Origin of the sequence: Tardiphaga robiniae, from assembly GCF_001618955.1 — a bacterium.
GTDB classification, from domain to species: Bacteria; Pseudomonadota; Alphaproteobacteria; order Rhizobiales; family Xanthobacteraceae; genus Tardiphaga; species Tardiphaga robiniae_A.
Genome location: NZ_LVYV01000023.1, coordinates 515335 through 533644 on the forward strand (window position 1 = coordinate 515335; position 18310 = coordinate 533644).

The 18310-nt window shown below is 62.4% G+C and carries 20 protein-coding genes; 11 read left to right on the forward strand and 9 right to left on the reverse strand.

The genetic code is table 11. From position 1 onward, the window contains the following. The first annotated feature begins 22 nt into the window (after nucleotides 1-22). Together A4A58_RS20000 and A4A58_RS20005 are read left to right on the forward strand one after the other, a co-directional pair. The gene (locus tag A4A58_RS20000; protein ID WP_244499810.1) at nucleotides 23-847 is read left to right on the forward strand and encodes an ABC transporter ATP-binding protein; all 825 of its coding nucleotides are present in this window, start codon (nucleotides 23-25) and stop codon (nucleotides 845-847) included. Continuing rightward, nucleotides 844-1617, forward strand: a complete 774-nt coding sequence (locus A4A58_RS20005) for an ABC transporter permease (RefSeq protein WP_068735277.1) — start codon at nucleotides 844-846, stop codon at nucleotides 1615-1617. The genes A4A58_RS20000 and A4A58_RS20005 overlap by 4 nt, the downstream gene beginning before the upstream one ends. Here the strand turns inward: A4A58_RS20005 and A4A58_RS20010 are convergent. The 7 genes from A4A58_RS20010 to hemP all read right to left on the reverse strand — a co-directional run bounded on the left by A4A58_RS20010 (nucleotide 1614) and on the right by hemP (nucleotide 8019). After that, a complete protein-coding gene (locus tag A4A58_RS20010; RefSeq protein ID WP_081421966.1) occupies nucleotides 1614-2972 on the reverse strand; it encodes an FAD/NAD(P)-binding protein in 1359 nt (452 codons plus the stop codon). The genes A4A58_RS20005 and A4A58_RS20010 overlap by 4 nt on opposite strands. 36 nt (nucleotides 2973-3008) lie before the next feature. After that, nucleotides 3009-4298, reverse strand: a complete 1290-nt coding sequence (locus tag A4A58_RS20015; protein WP_068735281.1) for an amidohydrolase family protein — start codon at nucleotides 4296-4298, stop codon at nucleotides 3009-3011. A 115-nt stretch (nucleotides 4299-4413) separates the two neighbouring features. Continuing rightward, on the reverse strand, nucleotides 4414-4779 hold the full coding sequence (locus tag A4A58_RS20020) for a response regulator (protein ID WP_068735283.1): 366 nt from the start codon (nucleotides 4777-4779) through the stop codon (nucleotides 4414-4416). Nucleotides 4780-4921: 142 nt separating this feature from the next. Continuing rightward, nucleotides 4922-5743 (reverse strand): heme ABC transporter ATP-binding protein, encoded by an 822-nt coding sequence (locus A4A58_RS20025; RefSeq protein ID WP_068735429.1) that lies wholly within the window; start codon nucleotides 5741-5743, stop codon nucleotides 4922-4924. Nucleotides 5744-5748: 5 nt separating this feature from the next. Then, a complete protein-coding gene (locus tag A4A58_RS20030; protein WP_068735285.1) occupies nucleotides 5749-6846 on the reverse strand; it encodes a FecCD family ABC transporter permease in 1098 nt (365 codons plus the stop codon). Between the two features lies 1 nt (nucleotide 6847). After that, nucleotides 6848-7828 carry a heme/hemin ABC transporter substrate-binding protein gene (locus tag A4A58_RS20035; protein WP_068735287.1) on the reverse strand — a complete coding sequence of 327 codons (981 nt, stop codon included), beginning with the start codon at nucleotides 7826-7828 and terminating at the stop codon, nucleotides 6848-6850. Continuing rightward, the gene (gene hemP, locus A4A58_RS20040; RefSeq protein WP_068735289.1) at nucleotides 7825-8019 is read right to left on the reverse strand and encodes a hemin uptake protein HemP; all 195 of its coding nucleotides are present in this window, start codon (nucleotides 8017-8019) and stop codon (nucleotides 7825-7827) included. The genes A4A58_RS20035 and hemP overlap by 4 nt, the downstream gene beginning before the upstream one ends. A 270-nt stretch (nucleotides 8020-8289) precedes the next feature. On the opposite strand from hemP, the gene A4A58_RS20045 reads away from it, so the two are divergent. The 3 genes from A4A58_RS20045 (at nucleotide 8290) to hutX (ending at nucleotide 11647) form a co-directional block, all read left to right on the forward strand. Continuing rightward, complete coding sequence (locus tag A4A58_RS20045; protein ID WP_244499811.1) at nucleotides 8290-10656, forward strand: TonB-dependent hemoglobin/transferrin/lactoferrin family receptor; 2367 nt, start codon at nucleotides 8290-8292, stop codon at nucleotides 10654-10656. Nucleotides 10657-10754: 98 nt separating this feature from the next. Continuing rightward, complete coding sequence (locus A4A58_RS20050; protein ID WP_068735293.1) at nucleotides 10755-11093, forward strand: antibiotic biosynthesis monooxygenase family protein; 339 nt, start codon at nucleotides 10755-10757, stop codon at nucleotides 11091-11093. Between the two features lie 47 nt (nucleotides 11094-11140). Next, nucleotides 11141-11647, forward strand: coding sequence for a heme utilization cystosolic carrier protein HutX (gene hutX / locus A4A58_RS20055; RefSeq protein ID WP_068735295.1), 507 nt, complete (start codon nucleotides 11141-11143; stop codon nucleotides 11645-11647). 5 nt (nucleotides 11648-11652) lie between these two features. On the opposite strand, the gene A4A58_RS20060 is transcribed toward hutX, so the two are convergent. Beyond that, a complete protein-coding gene (locus A4A58_RS20060) occupies nucleotides 11653-12558 on the reverse strand; it encodes a LysR family transcriptional regulator (RefSeq protein WP_068735296.1) in 906 nt (301 codons plus the stop codon). A 158-nt stretch (nucleotides 12559-12716) separates the two neighbouring features. Between A4A58_RS20060 and A4A58_RS20065 the strand changes: the two genes are divergently transcribed. The 6 genes from A4A58_RS20065 to cnbZ are packed head-to-tail and all read left to right on the forward strand — an operon-like array spanning nucleotide 12717 to nucleotide 18037. Continuing rightward, on the forward strand, nucleotides 12717-13934 hold the full coding sequence (locus A4A58_RS20065) for an amino acid ABC transporter substrate-binding protein (protein WP_068735298.1): 1218 nt from the start codon (nucleotides 12717-12719) through the stop codon (nucleotides 13932-13934). 29 nt (nucleotides 13935-13963) lie between these two features. Further along, nucleotides 13964-14830 (forward strand): branched-chain amino acid ABC transporter permease, encoded by an 867-nt coding sequence (locus A4A58_RS20070; RefSeq protein ID WP_068735300.1) that lies wholly within the window; start codon nucleotides 13964-13966, stop codon nucleotides 14828-14830. After that, nucleotides 14827-15777 (forward strand): branched-chain amino acid ABC transporter permease, encoded by a 951-nt coding sequence (locus tag A4A58_RS20075; protein WP_068735302.1) that lies wholly within the window; start codon nucleotides 14827-14829, stop codon nucleotides 15775-15777. The genes A4A58_RS20070 and A4A58_RS20075 overlap by 4 nt, the downstream gene beginning before the upstream one ends. Then, nucleotides 15770-16531 (forward strand): ABC transporter ATP-binding protein, encoded by a 762-nt coding sequence (locus tag A4A58_RS20080; RefSeq protein ID WP_068735304.1) that lies wholly within the window; start codon nucleotides 15770-15772, stop codon nucleotides 16529-16531. Before A4A58_RS20075 ends, A4A58_RS20080 begins: the two co-directional genes overlap by 8 nt. A 7-nt stretch (nucleotides 16532-16538) precedes the next feature. Beyond that, complete coding sequence (locus tag A4A58_RS20085) at nucleotides 16539-17255, forward strand: ABC transporter ATP-binding protein (RefSeq protein WP_068735430.1); 717 nt, start codon at nucleotides 16539-16541, stop codon at nucleotides 17253-17255. Nucleotides 17256-17281: 26 nt separating this feature from the next. Next, entirely contained in the window at nucleotides 17282-18037 is a 756-nt protein-coding gene (gene cnbZ, locus A4A58_RS20090; protein WP_068735306.1) for a 2-amino-5-chloromuconate deaminase CnbZ, read from the forward strand. A 1-nt stretch (nucleotide 18038) separates the two neighbouring features. Here cnbZ and A4A58_RS31275 read toward each other — a convergent pair. Continuing rightward, a partial coding sequence (locus A4A58_RS31275) for an IS30 family transposase (protein WP_204378190.1) occupies nucleotides 18039-18310 on the reverse strand: 272 nt, incomplete at its 5' end.

Sequence of the window (18310 nt, forward strand, 5' to 3'; positions counted from 1 at the left end):
GAAGAGAAGCGTGGCTATGACGGTGCCGACGACCACAGCAGAACTCCCGGGGGGCGGACAAGCGTCGGCACCGAAGATCAGTCTGCGCGACGTCACCAAGCGGCACGATACGCAGTTGGCGCTGGACCGGATCACGCTCGATATCCCGGTCAGCACCTTCTTCGTGGTGGTTGGCCCGAGCGGCTGCGGCAAGACGACTCTGCTGCGCATGCTTGCCGGGCTGGATGCGCCATCGGAGGGCCGGATCGATATCGCCAATTCGCAACCCGGCCATCCGCAGAATTCCATGGTGTTCCAGGGGGACTCGTTGTTTCCCTGGATGACCGTATGGGACAACGCCGCCTACGGCCTGACGATGCGCAAGGTCCCGAAAGCGCGCATCGATGAGGTGGTCGGGCATTATCTGAACAAGACCGGCATGTATGGCGCGCGCACGCTTTATCCGCATCAGCTCTCCGGCGGCATGCGCCAGCGCGTCTCCATCGCGCGCGCCTTTGCCAACGATCCCGATATCCTGCTGATGGACGAGCCGTTCTCGGCGCTCGACGAACAGAACAAGACGCTGCTGCATGAGGAGTTGCTGCGGATCTGGGAAGAGACGCGCAAGACCGTGGTCTTCATTACCCACAGTGTCGATGAAGCCGTGACGCTCGGTGATCGCATCATGGTCATGACAGCGGGGCCGGGGCGCATCAAGACCATCGTGCCGGTGAATCTACCGCGACCGCGCAAAGTCGTCGAACTCCGGCACACGCCGGCTTACGGCGAACTGGTCTACGACATCTGGGCGCAGCTCCGCGAAGAGGTCGATCGCGCGCGCAGCCGCGAGCCGGGGAGCAAGGCATGAGCGCGGGCCAGACTCGCTCGCTGTGGAGTGACCGTACCATCAGCGTCCTGTCGCCGCTGGTGCTGTTGGGCCTGTGGGAAATCTGCGCTCGCACCGGCATCGTTGATGTCAGGTTCTTTCCGGCGCCCTCTAACATCATTGGGCATCTGTTCGAGCTCGCTTCCTCCGGCGCGCTGTGGCGTCATGTGGGAGCCAGCCTGTATCGCCTCGCTGCTGGTTTCGTCGTCGGCTGCGTGCCGGCCATCGTGATCGGACTTGCTATTGGGCTCTATCGCCCGGTGCGAGCCGCCTTCGATCCGCTGATTTCGGCGACCTATCCAATTCCGAAGAGCTCCCTGCTGCCGCTGATCCTCTTGATCTTCGGTCTCGGTGAAAGTTCGAAGATCGCGATGGTCGCGATCGGCGTGTTCTATCCGGTGGTCATCAACACGGCGGCCGGCGTGCGCCAGATTGCGCCGATCTTCCTCGACGTCGGCCGCAATTTCGGCGCCAGCCGCTTCAACATGTTTCGCACCGTGGCGCTTCCCGGCGCATTGCCGCTGATCATGACCGGCATCAAGCTCGGCGCCGGCATGGGGCTGGTGCTGATCGCCATCGCAGAGATGGTCGGCGCCAAGCAGGGGCTCGGCTACATGATCTGGAATGCGTGGGAGCTGTTCGACGTCCAGACCATGTATGTCGGCCTGTTTGTCATCGCGATCATCGGCTTTGTGATGAATGCCGGCTTCGACGCGCTGGAGCGCGCCATCGTGCCGTGGCGGAAGGGCTAGGGTGTCTTCAACTGCTCGCTCACGGCCAGCAACTGCCGCCGAATATTGGATGCCGCGGTCACTTCCCAGAACGCGCCGCGCGTCGCCGGGCCGATGGCATAGAAGCCGGGCTGAACACGACCGGCGCTGTCGCGCAGCTCGCAGGTTGGGGCGACATCGAGGCCGAGGCCGTTGAAGCCGGTCCGCGCTTGCCCGGTTGCGAGCAGCGACTTGATGAGCGGATCGCCCAGGCGATCATAACGCTCTTCCGGGCCGGTACAGTTCAGAATCCAGTTGGTGGCGAGGTTGATCGTCTCGCCGTGTCCGCGCTTGCGGATGGTCACGTCATGTCCCGACAGTGTCGCAACTGCACTGGTGATGCGACCCGCGATCACATCGAGCTGCTTGTCTCGCTGCAACTGCTCCAGCAGTTCGGCGACGTCGGGTGCCAACCGATGCCGGTGCACCATCCAGATCGCGCGCAGATGCCGCGCGAAGCGGGCACGTTCGGCCTCAGAGGCGTTCCTGTAGAGTTCACCAATGGACAATCGAAACGTGTCGACCATCGTCTGCCATGGAATGCCCGCGGCAACCTTGCGGCGGGTGTCCCTGAGCAACGCCGCCAGAAGCCCACGCGCGGTGGGTACCGGGAATGAGTTCATCGGATCTGGATCGGTCTGCGCCGGCACGTCGATCAGCGGCAGCAATCCGCGCCGCGAGACCATCGTGATGGGCGCGCGCATGCCGCGATGGACGAGATCGATCACCATATCGACCGCGGTGGCGCCGGTGCCGATGACCAGCACGCGATCGTCCTTGTCGATCGGATCGAGCGCGCCCGGCGCCCAGACATTGGTAATCGAGCGCGGCGATGCCTCGATGCCGGGAAATGGCGACGGCGGCTGGTTGCCGAGGCAGAGGAACACCAGATCGGCGTCGATGGTCGCGCCCGATGCCGTCGCAACGCGATAGTCATGGTCTTGCCGCGTGATGCTTAGCGCCGCATCCTGCCGCGGAGTCACGCGGCCTGTGCCAGTCAGTTCATTGAACTTCGTGGAGATGTAGTCGCCATAGACCCGGCGAGGCACGAAGGAGGTTGAATAGTCCGGCCAGTCCGCCTGGCCCGTCTCCGTCAACCATTCGACGAAGCCGTTATCTTCGGCGCCGAGTCCGCCCATCTTTGAGGCTGGGACGTTGATGCGGTGCCACTTGGCTTTCGCGGAATAGGCAAGCCCGCGCCCGAAGGCGCCATCGCGATCCAGCACGGTGATCGGCCCGATCTGCGGCAGCCTGGCCAGAATGATGCCGGCGAATGCGCCGGCCACGCCGCCGCCGATCACGGCGACGCGCAGGGATGTGGGAGGGGCTGATGTCATGCTGTCGCGTGATGTGAGGAAAGGATGTCGAAGATATCAGCTCGGCGGCGCGTAGGCAGCCGGATCGACCGAAGCCGGGCGGCCATCGAGCGCGAGTCGACCGATACGCGCCGGTGTCTCCGCGATGACCTTGCCACGGCGCACGACCGCGAGCCGCGTCGCCTTCAGCCGGATCGCCTCGATGGGGTCCTGCGCCTGCAGCAGAATGAGGTCGCCGTTGCATCCGACATCGAGGCCATAGCCCTCGAGCCCCATGATCTTTGCGGGATTTGTCGTGACGGTGTCGAAACAGAATCGCATCGCGTCGCGGCTGGTCATCTGCCCGACATGCAGGCCCATATGTGCGACTTCGAGCATATCCGCCGAGCCCAGCGAATACCACGGGTCCATGCAGCAGTCCTGGCCGAAGGCCACATTGATGCCGTAGGGCCGCATCTCCGGCACGCGGGTCTGGCCGCGGCGCTTCGGATAGCTGTCGTGGCGGCCCTGCAGCACGATATTGATCAGCGGATTGGCGATCGCAGCGACGCCGGCTTCGGCGATCAGCGGCAGCAGCTTCGAGACATAGTAGTTGTCCATCGAATGCATCGAGGTTAGGTGCGAGCCGGCGACTCGGCCTTGCAGTCCGAGACGCTGGGTCTCATAGGCGAGGGTCTCGATATGGCGCGACAGCGGATCGTCGCTTTCGTCGCAATGCATGTCGACGCGCAGTCCGCGCGCAGCGGCGATCTCGCAGAGTGCCTTCACCGATGCGGCGCCATCGGCCATGGTGCGCTCGAAATGCGGAATGCCGCCGACGATGCTGACCCCCTTGTCGAGCGCGCGGGTGAGATTTTGCGCAGCCGTCGGCGAGCGGAAATAGCCGTCCTGCGGGAACGCCACCAGTTCGAGATCGAGATAGGGCGCGACCTGTTTCTTGACGTCGAGCAGCGCATCGACAGCCAGCAGCCGGTCGTCGCAGATATCCACATGGGTACGCACCGCGAGCAGGCCCTGCGCCACCGCGAGATCGCAATAGCGCAACGCACGTTCGACCAGTGCTTCATAAGTGAGGTGTGGCTTCAACTCGCCCCACAGCGCGATGCCCTCGAGCAGGGTGCCGGAGACATTCAGACGCGGCAGGCCGAGCGATAGCGTTGCATCCATATGAAAGTGGATGTCGACGAAGGGCGGCGAGACCAGATGCCCGGCGGCATCGATCACACGTCCGACCTCTCCCGCCAGATTGGGCTGCACCGCGACGATACGGCCCCCTTCGATGGCGATATCCTGGCCCGTGCGGCCGTCGGGAAGCGTGGCGTTGCGAATGAGGAGGTCGAACGGCATGAAACCCTTGCTGCTGCAGGTGTGATCGCTGAATTATCGGCGTTGCGCTGCAGCAATGCAAGACGGTCCCACGCGGGCGGCATCCGCCGGTCCGCGCGGACCGATTTGACCTGTATCAGTGAAACGATTGTTGTGCGGCGCGGAGCAGATCGATCGGGCTCCATGGCTTGGCCATGAACAGTGTGCCGTCGGGCAGTCGACGCACGCGAGGCGCACCCGAAGTCACGATCACATGCATATCGGGGAATCGTTGCTTGGCGAGATAAGCGAGCTCGATGCCGTCCATCATGCCCGCGAGTTCCACGTCGGTGAAGACCATCGCAACATTGTCGCCGGATTCCTCCAGCACCAGCACGGCCGCCTCCGCGCTTTCGCATTCGATGACGTTCATCTCGCTCTCTTCGAGGAGCAGGCTGACCAATGTGCGTTGCGCTTCGTCGTTCTCGACCACCAGTGCTGTGGACCTGTGTGCATACCCCATGGGGAACCTCCGTGGTTTGTTGCGACACGAGGGCAATGCATCAGTTCATAGGGAGTTCAGATAAAAGTGAGTTCCCGTGAGCAACAATGTTGCTGTTACGCATGCATGCCTAAGCATGATCATGCGCTCTGAAAGGATGCAGTCAACCCGTGATGGAAGTTGAATTCGCAATCTGTTGCATCATCTGCGGCAGCAGATACGGCGCGCCATCGTCGGTGCGGGCGACGACGACGTCGATATCGAACACGCGACGGATCACATCGCTGGTGATGGTCTCCGCAGGCGTTCCTTCCGCTGCAACGGCGCCGTTGCGCATCACGATGATGCGATCCGCAAACCGAACTGCGAGATTGAGATCGTGCAGCACTGCGATGACGGCCGTGCCGTTACGCGCGCGTTGCCGTGAAATTTCCACCAGCTCGATCTGGTGCCGCAGGTCGAGAGATGATGTCGGCTCGTCGAGTAGCAGGATGCCAGGACCATGCACAGCTTCGCCGCAGGCGAGTTGTACGAGGATGCGCGCGAAATGCGCGCGCTGTTGCTCGCCTCCTGACAGCGTTGGCAATTCGCGATGACGGAAGTCGCCAAGGCCCACTTCATCGATGGCGGCATTGACGAGCGATTGCGCAGAAGCCAGCGGCAGGTTGCCCCGACCCATCTGCACGACTTCCTCGACCGTGAATGGAAAGCTCACACTGACATGTTGCGACAGCATCGCGCGCCGCATCGCCAGTTCGGCGGGCGACCAGGCGTGGAGGTCGCGGCCTTTCAGTGTGATGGCGCCGCGCGACGCACGCAGATCGGCCGACAGCAGGCGCAGCAGCGTCGATTTCCCGGCGCCGTTGGGACCGACGATGGCGACCATCTCGCCACTGGTGACAGTGAGATCGACATGATTGAGCAGCGTGGCCTGGCCGATGGTTAGCGAGATGCCGGATGCTGTGAGGACGGGTGTGTCGGCCATTGACGTCACAGCCCCACCAGCCCGCGCTGACGCAGCAGGATCAGCAGGAAAATAGGTGCACCCACGGCGGCAGTCAGGATACCGATGGGCATCTCGGCCGGCGCCACGATGGTGCGGGCGAGCGTGTCGGCGCCGACCAGGAGGCTGGCACCGAGACCGACGGATGCCGGTAGCAGCAGCCGATGGCCCGGGCCGATCATCAGCCTAAGCAGATGCGGCACCACAATGCCGATAAAGCCGATCACGCCACAGACGGAAACCGCAGCGCCGGTCATGACGGAGACCAGTACGATGCAGATGCGCTTGAGGCGCTCCACATCGACGCCGGAATGGAAGGCCTCGGACTCACCGAGGATCAGCACGTCGAGGCCGCGGCTGGTGAACAGCATCCCGACCAGGCCCAGCGCCAGCATAGGCGCAATCGTTGCCGCCTTGCTCCACGTGGCGCCGCTGAGCGAGCCGAGCAGCCAGAACGTGATGTCGCGCAATTGCCGGTCGTCGGCGATGAACACAAGGAGGCCGATGCCCGCATTGGCGATCGCGGCGATGGCAATGCCGGCGAGCAGGAATAGCGCGATGGAGGTGCGTCCGCTGCGGCTGGAAATTCGATAAAGAATGATGGTCGTCAGCAGCGAGCCGACGAAGGCGGCTAGCGGCAGCAGGAATGGCTGCAGAAAACTCACATAATGCGCAAAGCGGCTGTCGCTGATGACGATGGCGCCGGCTGCCGCAAATGCGCCGCCGCTGGAAACACCCACCAGCGCCGGATCGGCGAGGGGATTGCGAAACAGGCCCTGCATGATCGCGCCGGCGGCGCCCAGCATGCCGCCGATCATGGCGGCGATGGCAATGCGCGGAATCCGGATCGACCACAGGATCAGTTGATCGCGCGCGGCAAATAGATTGCCGGGATCGGCGGCCGCAAGGCCAAGTGCTGCGGGCAGGCGGGACAGTGGGATTCCGGCGGCGCCAACCGTGGCAGCAAGCAGCACCGTCAGCAGGAGTGCTGCGAACAGACCGCACAGGACGACGATGGTTGCAGGGCCGCGCACCCGGCCCTTCGTTCTGACAAATGCAGTCAACTTGGCGTCGGCGGCAGTCATATTATTGACGACAGTTGACGGCGAGCGAGGCGGGCTTGAACGAGGCTGCGTCAGCGGTCAGTGCCGGATCGAGCTTCACGGCAAGGTCGCGCGCGGCGGCCGCCGTGCGTGGGCCGAAGCCGAGCAGATAGAGGCCGTCCATGGCGACCAGATTCCTGGTCTTCGCGGCCGGCGTCAGCGCGAATGCCGGGCTGGCAAACACGGTGTCGGCCTGCAGCGTATCCTTGCCGCGCTCCATCGAGAGCACGGTATCCGGCTTGGCTGCGGCGATGGCTTCATCGCTCATGATCTTGTAGCCGTCGAAACTGTCCGCGACATTGACGCCGCCGGCCAGCTTGATGATTTCATTGGCTGCCGTCTTCTGGCCTGCGACCATGGTGCGGCCATCGAGGAAGGACATCACGAACATCACCCGTGGCGGGGTCTTCACCTTGGCGCGCAATTCACGCAGCGCGGCAAGATCGCCGGCCACGGCATTGGCGAGACATTCGCCGTGTGCCTCGACGCCCGCGACCTTGGCGACCAACCGGATCTTCTCCACCATGCCCGCTTCGGTGAATGTATCCGGCACCATGATGAGCGGAATCTTGGCGGCGTCGATGACGTCGATGGTTTCCTTCGGGCCGGAGCCCGCAATCGCCAATACCAGTTGCGGATTCAGCCCCAGTACGCCTTCCGCAGAGAGCTGGCGCATGTAACCGACATTGGGTTTGTCGGCCATGGCCTTCGGTGGATACAGGCTGGTCGTATCGACGGCGACGATGCGATCGTCAGCGCCGAGCGCATAAAGAATTTCGGTCACCGCGCCGCCGATTGAGACGATGCGGGTCGGATGACCGATTGTGACGTCGCGCCCGCGTGCGTCGCGCACGACGGCGTCTTCGGCTGAGGCCGCGGCGGAGAATGCCAGCGTGCTGGCAAGCGCTACACATTGCAGGGCATGCGCGATACGATGACGTCGAACAGGGAAGCCGGCGGTCATTTGGTGAGGATCAGCTTGTTCTGGAACGTCAGGCGCAGGCGATAAGTCTCGTCGCCATGCGTAATCAGCAACTCACGCTGATCCGCGAACAGCTCCTTGCTGTCCATCCGGTCGCCATTTATGACCACATTGCGTCCGGCTGAGGATTTGGCGTGAGCGGCAGCGCTGCCGTCGTGAGAACCCGTATCCATAGCGCCGATCTATCCCATCCGTAAAAGTCTCTGTCATCGTTATAGGTTTTGTCGCACCTCATCGCCAAGCACTGCAGTCTATAATCAGTATAAACAGGGCGGGGATTGCTTGACCCCCCCGTTAATGAACCGTAATCGAAAATGGCAACTTGGTGGCAGGGGTCCCCGAGTCGCATTCGAAAGCCAGCAAGCTCCCTGCCTCGCGCAGCGCCAGCCAGCCACGATCCGTTGAAATATGTGTTTGGGGATTAGGCTATGGCTCTTGGGGGCATGACTACGCGCGCCTTGTTGTTGGGTGTGTCGATCGTATCAATGGGGGCGTTGGTCTCCGAGACCGCCTTGGCACAGGCCGCCGCGCAGGCAGGCGACGTGCAGCCGCAGAAGCCGAAACCCGCCAAGAAGAAGCGCGTTGCTGCCAAGCCGGCGGCCGTGCCGGCGCAGGTCGCTAACGCCAATGCGCAGGCCAGCCGCACCGGGCAGTCACTCGATGAAATCACGGTGACGGCTTCGAAGACTCAGGAGCGCGCCATCGATGCGCTCGCCCCGGTCAGCGTTGTGACGCAGGAACAGATCCAGTTGCAGCAGCCGAGCCGGCTGAGCCAGCTTTTCTACAATGTTCCTGGTGTCTGGATGCAGGATCGCGGCGATGATCCGTCCACCGCGATCAATATTCGCGGCTTGCAGGACTTCGGCCGTGTCGCCGTTGTGGTCGACGGCGCGCGCCAGAACTACCAGCGCTCCGGTCACAATGCGAATGGATCGTTCTTCCTTGAGCCCGAACTGATCGGCGGCATCGATATCACCCGCGGCCCGACCGCGAATATCTACGGTTCTGGCGCCATCGGCGGCGTGGCCTCGTTCCGCACCAAGGATATCAATGACGTCCTGCGGCCCGGTGAGCGCTGGGGCGTCGATATGAGCGGCTCCTACGGCTCCAACAATGCCCGTGGCATGGGTTCGGTGTTCGGCGGCGTGCGTGTCGATCCGACGGTCGACGTGTTCGGCGGTGCAGTCTACCGGACTCAAGGCAACTACAAGGATGGTGCCGGTACCGAGATCGGCAACACTGGAAATGATATTGCCGCGGGCTTGATGAAGCTGACGGTCCGTCCTGCTGATGGCCACGAGATCAAGTTCGGCGGTATCTTCCAAGACTATCAGTACAGCATCGGTCAGATGAACCGTGGCGGGACCACCACGGCGGCGCCAGCGGCGGCCATCGCTGGTTCGTCGGTCTATGGGTCTACAGCCAAGACCTATACCGGTACGGTGACCTGGAAGTACTCCAAGCCGGATGACATGTTGTTCGACTGGAACGCCACGCTGTACGGCAATCGCACCGACAACGATCAGGTCAAGACCTACAACAATCGCATCACCGCGGGTTCTGGCACCTGTACGCTGGCCAATCCTGGCAACAATATTTCGGGTTGCGTCGGTGATCGCCGCGGTTACCTGCTGGATACGATCGGCGTGGACGTCAACAACACGTCGCGTTTCGATTTCGGCGGATGGCGCAATGCCGTCACCTACGGTTTCGACGTCTTCAACGACAAGGTCTCGACCTTCGATTCCCGCGGCAACTCCAACATCACCACACCGAGCGGCGACCGGACGGTGGGCGGCGGTTTCGTCCAGTTGAAGAACAACTACTCGACCTGGCTCGAAGTCATCAGCGCGCTGCGTTACGATCACTACGAACTGAATTCGTCGGGCACAGGGGTCGCCGGAACGACTTCGTCGAGCGGTGATCGCCTCTCGCCGAAGATCACCGTCGGCGTTACGCCCGTTGCTGGTTTCACGCCTTATGTGAGCTATGCCGAGGGCTATCGCGCGCCGTCGATCACAGAGACGCTGATCGCCGGTGGTCACGCCACCGGTGGCGGTCCGACGCTGTTCAACTGTCCCGATGGTACCTCAGGTCTGTTCTGCTTCCGGCCGAACCCGAACCTGCGTGCTGAAGTCGGCAAGAACAAGGAAGTCGGCGTCAATCTGAAGTACAACGGTATCTTCACAGCCGGCGATAGCTTCCGCGCCAAGTTCAACTTCTTCCGCAACGATGTCGACGACTATATCGATCTGGTCGCTTCGACCCCGGTCGCTTCGCCGCTGACCTTTATGGGTTTCCCGATTCCGGGCCTGTTCAGCCAGTTCTACCAGTACCAGAACATCGCGTCGGCAAGGATCGAGGGCTTCGAAGCCGAAACATCGTATGATGCAGGCGACTGGTTCCTGGGTGTCGGTGCTACGCTTCAGCGCGGCAAGAACACCCAGACCAATGTTGGTCTGGCGACAATCCAGCCGCGCAAGGTCACGACCACCGGTGGCGTCCGCTTGCTGGACCGCAAGCTGGTCATCTCGGCTCAATGGGCCTCAGTCGGCGCCAATACCGACATCCCGGTCGGCTACGTGCCATCGACCGCCTACGATCTGGTCAATCTGTACGTGGCCTATCAGCCCACGCCGGATATCACCCTCAACTTCGGCGTCGACAACATCCTGAACCAGTACTATCGCCCCTACGCGATTCCAGGCGCGGGTGCGGACGGCACCACCCAGAACGATGTGCTCTGGACTGCCCCTGGTCCGGGCATCGTTTACAAGGGTGGCCTGAAGGTCCATTTCGGCGGCGCATAACCGTCTGCGACCTAAACACCTTCAAGAGAAATCGCGCTCATGTCCGGGCGCGATTTCGTTTATGATAGGCTACGAGCACACAAGAGAAGGAATACTCCATGTTCATCGCCATGAACCGCTTTCAGGTCAAAACCGGATCCGAAGCCGCTTTCGAGAATATCTGGGCGACCCGCGAATCCTATCTCTCGGAATTGCCGGGCTTCATCGAGTTCAGCCTGCTGAAGGGGCCGGTGGCCGAGGATCACACGCTGTATTCGTCGCATACGGTCTGGGCCAGCAAGGCGGATTTCGAGGGCTGGACCAAGTCCGAGCAGTTCCGCAAGGCGCATGCCCGCGCCGACAATAAGTCGGAAGGCGCCAGCCTCTATCTCGGTCACCCCAAGTTCGAGGGTTTCGAGGTAATCCAGTCCGAGCGCCGCAAGAGCGCTGCGGCCTGATTGCAGGCACTGCGTCTCACATCAATGATCGATCACGGAGCCATTTCATGCTGAATACGGATCTCGCCGCGCTGAAGACCTATATGGCGGAGAATCCCGGCGCCGTGATCGAGACCGTTGCGCGCGAGCGCAACGTCACGGCGCGCGCCGTGCTGGAAGCGCTGCCCGAGGGGATGGTGAGGATCGGCGGCGGCGCCGATACCTTTGTCTCCGCGATGACGGATATCGCCGAGTGGGGCGAGGTGACGCTGATCGTTCACACCGAGGACGGCATCTTCGAGACCACAGCGCCGCTGTCGCCGGGCGCCATTGGCCACGGCTACTACAATCTGACACAGCCGAAGGGGCTGCATGGCCATCTGCGTCACGAGCGCTGCGGCGGCGTGGCTTTCGTCGAGCGGCCGTTCATGGGCAAGTCGTCGGCCTTCGTCGCATTTCTCAATGTCGATGGCGGCGTGATGTTCAAGGTCTTCGTCGGTCGTGACGAGACCCGCGCGCTGAAGCAGGACCAGCTCGAACGTTTCCGCGCTTTGGCTGGAAGGCTCGCTGCTTAAGGCGTCTAGCCTTCCTCGTTGTCCTTCATCTGCGCCACCAACATTTCGGCAACCAGTCGTGTTGAGGGCGATGCCATGCGTGCGGCGGACTGCACCAGCGTCACCTGTGTTGACTCCAGTCTGCGGTCCCGCGGCGGGATCGCGACGAGTGTACCGGCATTGATCGCCGCCGTCGCCGAGACCATCGGCAGGAACGTCGCAAGATCGGTGCGGGCAGCCACGGTCTGGGTGAAGGCCAGCGAGTTGGTCTCGCTGCACATTTCCAGCCGCACATTGGCCTGTGCGCAGGATTTGTCGAGTTCCTGACGAATGCCGAATGATGGGTCCGGAAGGATCACGCGCAACCCTGCGAGATCCTTCATCCCGTATGAGTTCTGGCCGGCCAGCGGGTGCGTGGGCGCGACGATCAGGCAGACCGGTTGCCGCATGCGTCCGAGTTCGATCAGATCGCGGCGCGGTGCGCGGCCGAAGATCAGGCCGAGATCGACCTCGTTCTGGCTGACCATCTCGACCACATCGCGAGCGCCCACGGCGGTGACAGATAGTGCGATCCCCGGATATTGCTGCGACAGGTCGACGAAAGAGTTGGGCAGGAAGCTCGACAGCATGCCTTCGACGGTGGCGATCTTCACCTGGCCGCGGCGCAGCGATGCGAATTCCTCGACCTGGCTGCGCAGCCCGTCGAGTTGGCTGCGGTTCTCGACTGCATAGCGATAGAGCACGTGGCCGGCATCGGTCAGGTTCATGCCGCGCGCGCCGCGCTCGAACAGCTTGACCGCAAGCTCTTCCTCCAGCCCCTGCACCTGGCGGCTGATGGCGGAGGGGGCGATGCGGAGCGCTGCGGCGGCCTGTTTGATCGATCCGGACTCGGTAACGACGCGAAAATAGCGAATGGCGGTGGATTCGATCATCGTTGGTCCTTCGCGACTGGCTGCCCAGCGCGATGGCAGGACCTGACTAGCGTTCTGATTTTCAGACCTCTCACATCGAAATTCAATGCTTTTATTCGAAATCTGGATTTGCAAAGCTTTTGATCAGGTCACGGTCCCGTCATCGATGGAGAATTTGGATGTTTCATCCCCGGCTTGCTGTCTCGGCTTTTTCCGCATCCCTCCTGCTGGCTGCGGCTGGCCTGGGAGCGACATCCTCGGTGGCCTCGGCCCAGGACGTCATTCGCTTCGGCGCGCCGCTGCCGATCACCGGGCCGCTGGCGCCGGAAGCCGTGAAACAGCAGCAGGGCTATGACCTCTGGGCCGAACAGGCCAACAAGGCCGGCGGCATCGATGTCGGCGGCAAGAAGTACAAGGTCGAGATCGTCTATTCGGACTACCAGTCCAACACGCCGCGCTCGGTGCAGACCACCGAACAGATGATCACCCAGGACAAGGTGAACTTCATGTTCGGCCCGTTCGGTTCGGGCGCCGCCAAGGCCGCCAGCACGATCGCCGAGAAGTACAAAGTTCCGATGCTGGCCGCGACGGCGTCGTCGTCGCAGGTCTACGACCAGAACTACAAATATCTGTTCGGCACCTTCACGCCCAACGACACGCTGACCACGCCGCTGACGCAGCTGGTCAAGGCCAAGGCCGCCGACGTCAAGAAGATCGCGATCCTCGCGCGTAACGATCTGTTCCCGCTGGCCATCGCGCAGGAGATGGAGAAGTCCGCCAAGGCCAACGGTCTCGAAGTCGTTTACTTCGAGAAATACGCCATCAACACGCTCGATCACTCCGCAACCCTGTCGCAGATCAAGTCGCTGAATCCGCAATGGGTGTTCGTCACCGGCTACACCAACGATCTCCTGCTGATCCGCAAGCAGATGGTCGATCAACAGATGAAGGCTGGCGTCGTGACCATGATCGCCGGTCCAGCCTATCAGGAATTCATCGAATCCGCCGGGCAGAGCGCCGAGAACATCTCCAGCGCCTCGTGGTGGCATCCGGCCGAACAGTACAACGGCAAGGACATTTTCGGCACGACCGCCAACTTCGTGAAGCTGTTCAAGGACAAGTACAAGCTCGAGCCGGACTACGCCCATGCGTCGGCTGCCGTCTGTGGCGCGCTGTTCCAGATGGCCATCGAAAAGGCCGGCTCGCTGGATCGTGACAAGGTGCGTGACGAACTCGCCAAGATGGACGTTGTCACCTTCTGGGGTCCGGTGAAGTTTGGCGCCAACGGCCAGATCAACTCGCTCGAACCGCCGGTCTTCCAGATCCAGGCCGGCAAGCCGGTGGTGCTGTTCCCGGATGCGATCAAGCAGGGCGAATTCAAGCTCGGTGTGAACTGAGCGACGGCCGAGACCGGCGAGGAATCGACATGCTGGCCATCCAGGTCCTGATCAATGCACTCGTGCTCGGGTGTCTCTATGCCTGTATCGCGATCGGTTTCTCGCTGGTCTGGGGCGTGCTCAACGTCATCAACCTGATCCACGGCTCATTCATTGTGCTCGGCGCCTATCTCGCCTGGGGCGCCTATAACTCGCTCGGCCTGTCGCCGTGGTATGCGCTGCTGATCGCCGCGCCGGCCTTCTTCGTGTTCGGCTATCTGCTGCAGCGGCTGCTGCTCAATCGCGTCATCACCGCTCCGGTGCTGGTGACGCTGACGCTGACCTTCGGGCTCGATCTGATCCTGAACAACGCGATGATCTATTACTTCAAGGCCGATTACCGGAAGCTGATCCTCAATCCGCCCACGGGTTCGATCTCGATCTTCGACGTCGTCGTCCCCGTCGATCGCCTGATTGCAACCGCATCGGCATTGGCGCTGACCTTTCTGCTCTATCTGCTGCTGCGTCGCTCGAAAGTCGGTCGCGCCATCGTTGCGGTCCGGCTCGACCGAGATGCCGCGGTGCTAATGGGCGTCGACGTCAAATCGATCTACGCCATCGCCTTCGGCCTCGGTGCTGCATTGGCCGGCTGCGCCGGTGTGCTGATGGCGCTGATCTTCCCGATCTCGCCGCTGACCTCGTCAGCCTATCTCGGCAAGGCCTTCGTGGTCTGCGTGCTCGGTGGCCTCGGCAGCGTGTCCGGCGCGCTGGCAGGCGGCATCTTGCTGGCTTTGGTCGAAGGCGTCGGCTCGGTCTATCTCGGCCCGGCCCATGCGGTGACGCTGTCTTTCGTCCTGCTCATCATCTTCCTTGTCGTCAGGCCGCAGGGCCTGCTCGGCCGAAAGGGTTTTGAATGACCCGGACCAATATCGCACTTCTCGTCCTGATTACCTGCGTGGCTGCACTGCCGCTGTTCGGCGATGCCTATGCGCTGCGGCTGGGCACTATGGCCTGCATGTATGCGATCTTCGCGCTGTCATGGAACATCGTCGGTGGCTTCGCCGGTTACCCATCTTTCGCGACGGCGGCCTTCTTCGGGCTCGGTGCCTACACCACCGGCATTCTCATGAACAAGGGCGTGCCGCTGACACTGTCGCTGCTGGGTTCGCTGGTATTGTGCCTGTTGCTTGCTGCAGCTCTCGGCGCGGTGCTGCTTCGCCTCCGCGGGCATTACTTCGCCATCGCCAGCCTCTCGCTGGTCGAAGTGTTCCGAGAACTCGTCAACAACGCCACCGATCTCACCGGCGGTGGCATGGGCCTGAACATTCCGCTGGTGTCCGGCTCCAGTGTTCTTTCCGACGCGACGTTCTTCTTTTACGCGATGTGGGGATTGCTGCTGATCACGGCGCTCGTCGTCATCGCGGTGTCGATGTCGAAGCTCGGTTTCGGCCTCAACTGCATCCGGCAGAACGAGACCGCCTCGAACATGGTCGGTCTCAATTCCACGCTCTATAAGGCCATCGCCTTTGGCCTGTCCGCCTGTTTCGTCGGCGCCGCCGGCGGGCTCTATGCGGCCTGGGTGCATTACATCGATCCGTCCGATGTGTTCGACATCTTGTATTCGGTGAAGCCGATCGTGATGGCGCTGATGGGCGGCCTTGGCTCGCCGCTCGGCGTGGTCTGCGGCGCCTTCGTCTATCTCGGCCTCGAGGAAGTGGTCTGGCGCAATTACATCCAGATCCATTCGGGCGTGCTGGGCGTGCTCATCATCCTGCTGCTGCTGTTCCTGCCGCATGGGTTGGTCTCGCTCCATGCCGGCAAGATCTGGCGCGGGTTGACCGGACGAAAGGCAAAGCATGTCTAAACCCGGTCACGAAATCCTGCATCTTAGCAACGTCTCGCGCCACTTCAGCGGCTTGAAGGCGCTAAGCGACGTGTCGTTGTCGGTGAACAAGGGCGAGGTGGTCGGTCTGATCGGTCCGAATGGTGCGGGCAAGACCACGCTGGTCAACACCATCTGCGGTGTCACGCCGGCATCGTCGGGCGTCGTCACCTTCGATGGCCGCGACATCACGCGGATCAAGACCTATCAGTCCGCGCGGCTCGGGCTGTCGCGTACCTTCCAGATCGTGCAGCCTTTTGCGGAGTTTTCGGCGCTCGACAATGTCGCTGCTGCTGCCTTGTTCTCGCAGCCGGGCGAGAGCCTGAAATCGGCGCGCGAGGCCGCTCGCGTGCATCTCGCGTTCGTTGGTCTGGATGCGCAGGCCAACCAGTCCGCAGCGACGCTAACACTGGCCATGCGCAAGCGGCTCGAACTGGCCAAGGCGCTGGCGATGAAGCCGAAGCTGCTGTTCCTCGACGAGGTCAATGCCGGCCTCAACAGCGCCGAGGTCGAGCGCGCCACCAAGCTGATCCATCAACTCGCCGCCGACGGCATCACCATCGTGATGATCGAACATCTGATGAAGGTCGTGCTGAATGTCTGCACCCGTATCGCAGTGCTGCATAACGGCAAGCTGATCGCCGACGGTGCGCCGCGCGACATCATCAAGGATCCCGCCGTCGTCGATGCCTATCTGGGCCAGCAATATGCACAACGGAACGCCGCCCGTGGCTGATCATTCGATGCTCGAACTGAATGGGATCTGCGCCGGCTACGGCGAAATCCAGGTGTTGTGGGGCATCGACATGGCGGTGCGCTCCGGCGAGATCACCGCACTGATCGGCTCGAACGGCGCCGGCAAGACCACTTTGATGCGCGCGCTGTCCGGACTAATCCCGCTGACATCAGGCAAATATGTCTCCGAAGGCGTCGATCTGTCGAAGGCCTCGGCCGCGCAGATGCTCGCCCATGGCATCGTCCATGTGCCGGAAGGCCGCCGGCTGTTCGGCGCCATGAGCATCGAGGACAATCTGCTGATGGGCGCCTATTCGCGCAGCGTCAGCCGCTCCGAGCTCAATCGTGATCTCGATCGCGTTTACACGACCTTTCCGAAGCTGCGTGAGCGCCGCAACCAGGCCGCGGCTACGCTCTCCGGCGGCGAGCAGCAGATGTGCGCCATCGGTCGCGGGCTGATGAGCGCGCCGCGCCTCCTGATGATCGACGAACTGTCGCTCGGTCTGTCGCCGCTTCTGGTGGAGCAACTGGTCGCGGCGCTACGCCAGTTGAACTCCGAAGGCATGTCGATCCTGCTGGTGGAGCAGGACGTCACCACGGCGCTCGATCTCTGCCATCACGCCTACATCATGGATATGGGCCGCATCGTGCGCACCGGGCAGGGCGCCGAGCTGCTGGCCGATCCCATCATTCGCGACGCCTATCTCGGCGTCCTCGAAGACTGACTTTGATTTCATCGCAAGAGGTAACCATGATCGAGACCGTCGAAGCCCCCAACAGCGGCTACCGTTACATGCCGGGCGTGTTCCAGTATTCCTGCGGCGTTGGCGCGCTGCCCGGCTTCGCGCTGGAGCGGGTGCGTTTCTCCAAAGTGGTGCCGCTGAAGGAGGGCTTCGCCAAGGTCGCCGAGATCATCAAGGCCGCCGGCCGGCCGCTGACCGCCTTCGCGGCCTGCGAGCTGCGCTCGCCGGCGCCGTTCACCGAGCAGGGCTTCATCGACTTCAACGAGATCTACATCAAGACCCTCGAAGAGTGGGGCATCATGAAGGACCGCGTGAATCCGATCGCGCGCAGCAATGTGTGTCCGAAGATCGATCCGCCGTCGGAGCCGGGCTTCCATGCCTTCTCCTTCACGACCGTCGCGCCGAATGCGCCTGCGTCCTTCGTCATAGCCGGCAGCGGCGAGGCCGCAGAAGGCATGGGCGACTATCGCGACAACACCGTGCGTCTCGGCGACATCAGCCCGTCCGGCATGCTTGAAAAAGCCAAGTATGTGCTCGGCGAAATGGAGCGCCGCATGAGTGCCTTCTCGGGCGACTGGAGCCAAACGACGGGCGCGCAGCTCTACACCGTGCGCGACGTCTATGCGCTGCTCGAAAGTGAGCTTGGTCGCCGCGGCGTGTTCCGCAACGGCCTGACCTGGCACTTCAACCGCCCGCCGGTCATCGATCTCGAATACGAGATGGATTGCCGCCGCGTGCATGTCGAGCGCGTGGTGGAGGTTTGAGCTAGAAGGCCCGACCGTTCATCTGTCGTCCCGGCGAAAGCCGGGAGGTGGATTCCCACTCGAAGTGCAACAGCTGTCGAGCAAAGAGCTCAGCGGGGGTGTGCCAGTCAAGGCACTTTCGGGGTGTGCTGTTGTAAGCCAGAACAGCATCAGCAAGATCCTGGGGCGTGAGCGTGGCCAGATCGGTCTTGCGCGGGATCCTGCGACGCATGCGGCCGATGGCATTCTCGACGCCACCTTTCTGCCAGGGGGCGTAGGGATCGCAGAAGAACG

Bases quoted from the DNA above. Each gene is read 5' to 3' on its own strand.
- A4A58_RS20005 (WP_068735277.1), top strand. From the start codon at position 844: ATGAGCGCGGGCCAGACTCGCTCGCTGTGGAGTGACCGTACCATCAGC.
- cnbZ (WP_068735306.1), top strand. From the start codon at position 17,282: ATGATCGAGACCGTCGAAGCCCCCAACAGCGGCTACCGTTACATGCCG.
- A4A58_RS20065 (WP_068735298.1), top strand. From the start codon at position 12,717: ATGTTTCATCCCCGGCTTGCTGTCTCGGCTTTTTCCGCATCCCTCCTG.
- A4A58_RS20080 (WP_068735304.1), top strand. From the start codon at position 15,770: ATGTCTAAACCCGGTCACGAAATCCTGCATCTTAGCAACGTCTCGCGC.
- A4A58_RS20035 (WP_068735287.1), bottom strand. From the start codon at position 7,828: ATGACCGCCGGCTTCCCTGTTCGACGTCATCGTATCGCGCATGCCCTG.
- A4A58_RS20075 (WP_068735302.1), top strand. From the start codon at position 14,827: ATGACCCGGACCAATATCGCACTTCTCGTCCTGATTACCTGCGTGGCT.
- A4A58_RS20025 (WP_068735429.1), bottom strand. From the start codon at position 5,743: ATGGCCGACACACCCGTCCTCACAGCATCCGGCATCTCGCTAACCATC.
- hutX (WP_068735295.1), top strand. From the start codon at position 11,141: ATGCTGAATACGGATCTCGCCGCGCTGAAGACCTATATGGCGGAGAAT.
- A4A58_RS20030 (WP_068735285.1), bottom strand. From the start codon at position 6,846: ATGACTGCCGCCGACGCCAAGTTGACTGCATTTGTCAGAACGAAGGGC.
- A4A58_RS20050 (WP_068735293.1), top strand. From the start codon at position 10,755: ATGTTCATCGCCATGAACCGCTTTCAGGTCAAAACCGGATCCGAAGCC.
- hemP (WP_068735289.1), bottom strand. From the start codon at position 8,019: ATGGATACGGGTTCTCACGACGGCAGCGCTGCCGCTCACGCCAAATCC.
- A4A58_RS20060 (WP_068735296.1), bottom strand. From the start codon at position 12,558: ATGATCGAATCCACCGCCATTCGCTATTTTCGCGTCGTTACCGAGTCC.
- A4A58_RS20020 (WP_068735283.1), bottom strand. From the start codon at position 4,779: ATGGGGTATGCACACAGGTCCACAGCACTGGTGGTCGAGAACGACGAA.
- A4A58_RS20015 (WP_068735281.1), bottom strand. From the start codon at position 4,298: ATGCCGTTCGACCTCCTCATTCGCAACGCCACGCTTCCCGACGGCCGC.
- A4A58_RS20085 (WP_068735430.1), top strand. From the start codon at position 16,539: ATGCTCGAACTGAATGGGATCTGCGCCGGCTACGGCGAAATCCAGGTG.
- A4A58_RS20070 (WP_068735300.1), top strand. From the start codon at position 13,964: ATGCTGGCCATCCAGGTCCTGATCAATGCACTCGTGCTCGGGTGTCTC.
- A4A58_RS20010 (WP_081421966.1), bottom strand. From the start codon at position 2,972: ATGACATCAGCCCCTCCCACATCCCTGCGCGTCGCCGTGATCGGCGGC.
- A4A58_RS20045 (WP_244499811.1), top strand. From the start codon at position 8,290: ATGACTACGCGCGCCTTGTTGTTGGGTGTGTCGATCGTATCAATGGGG.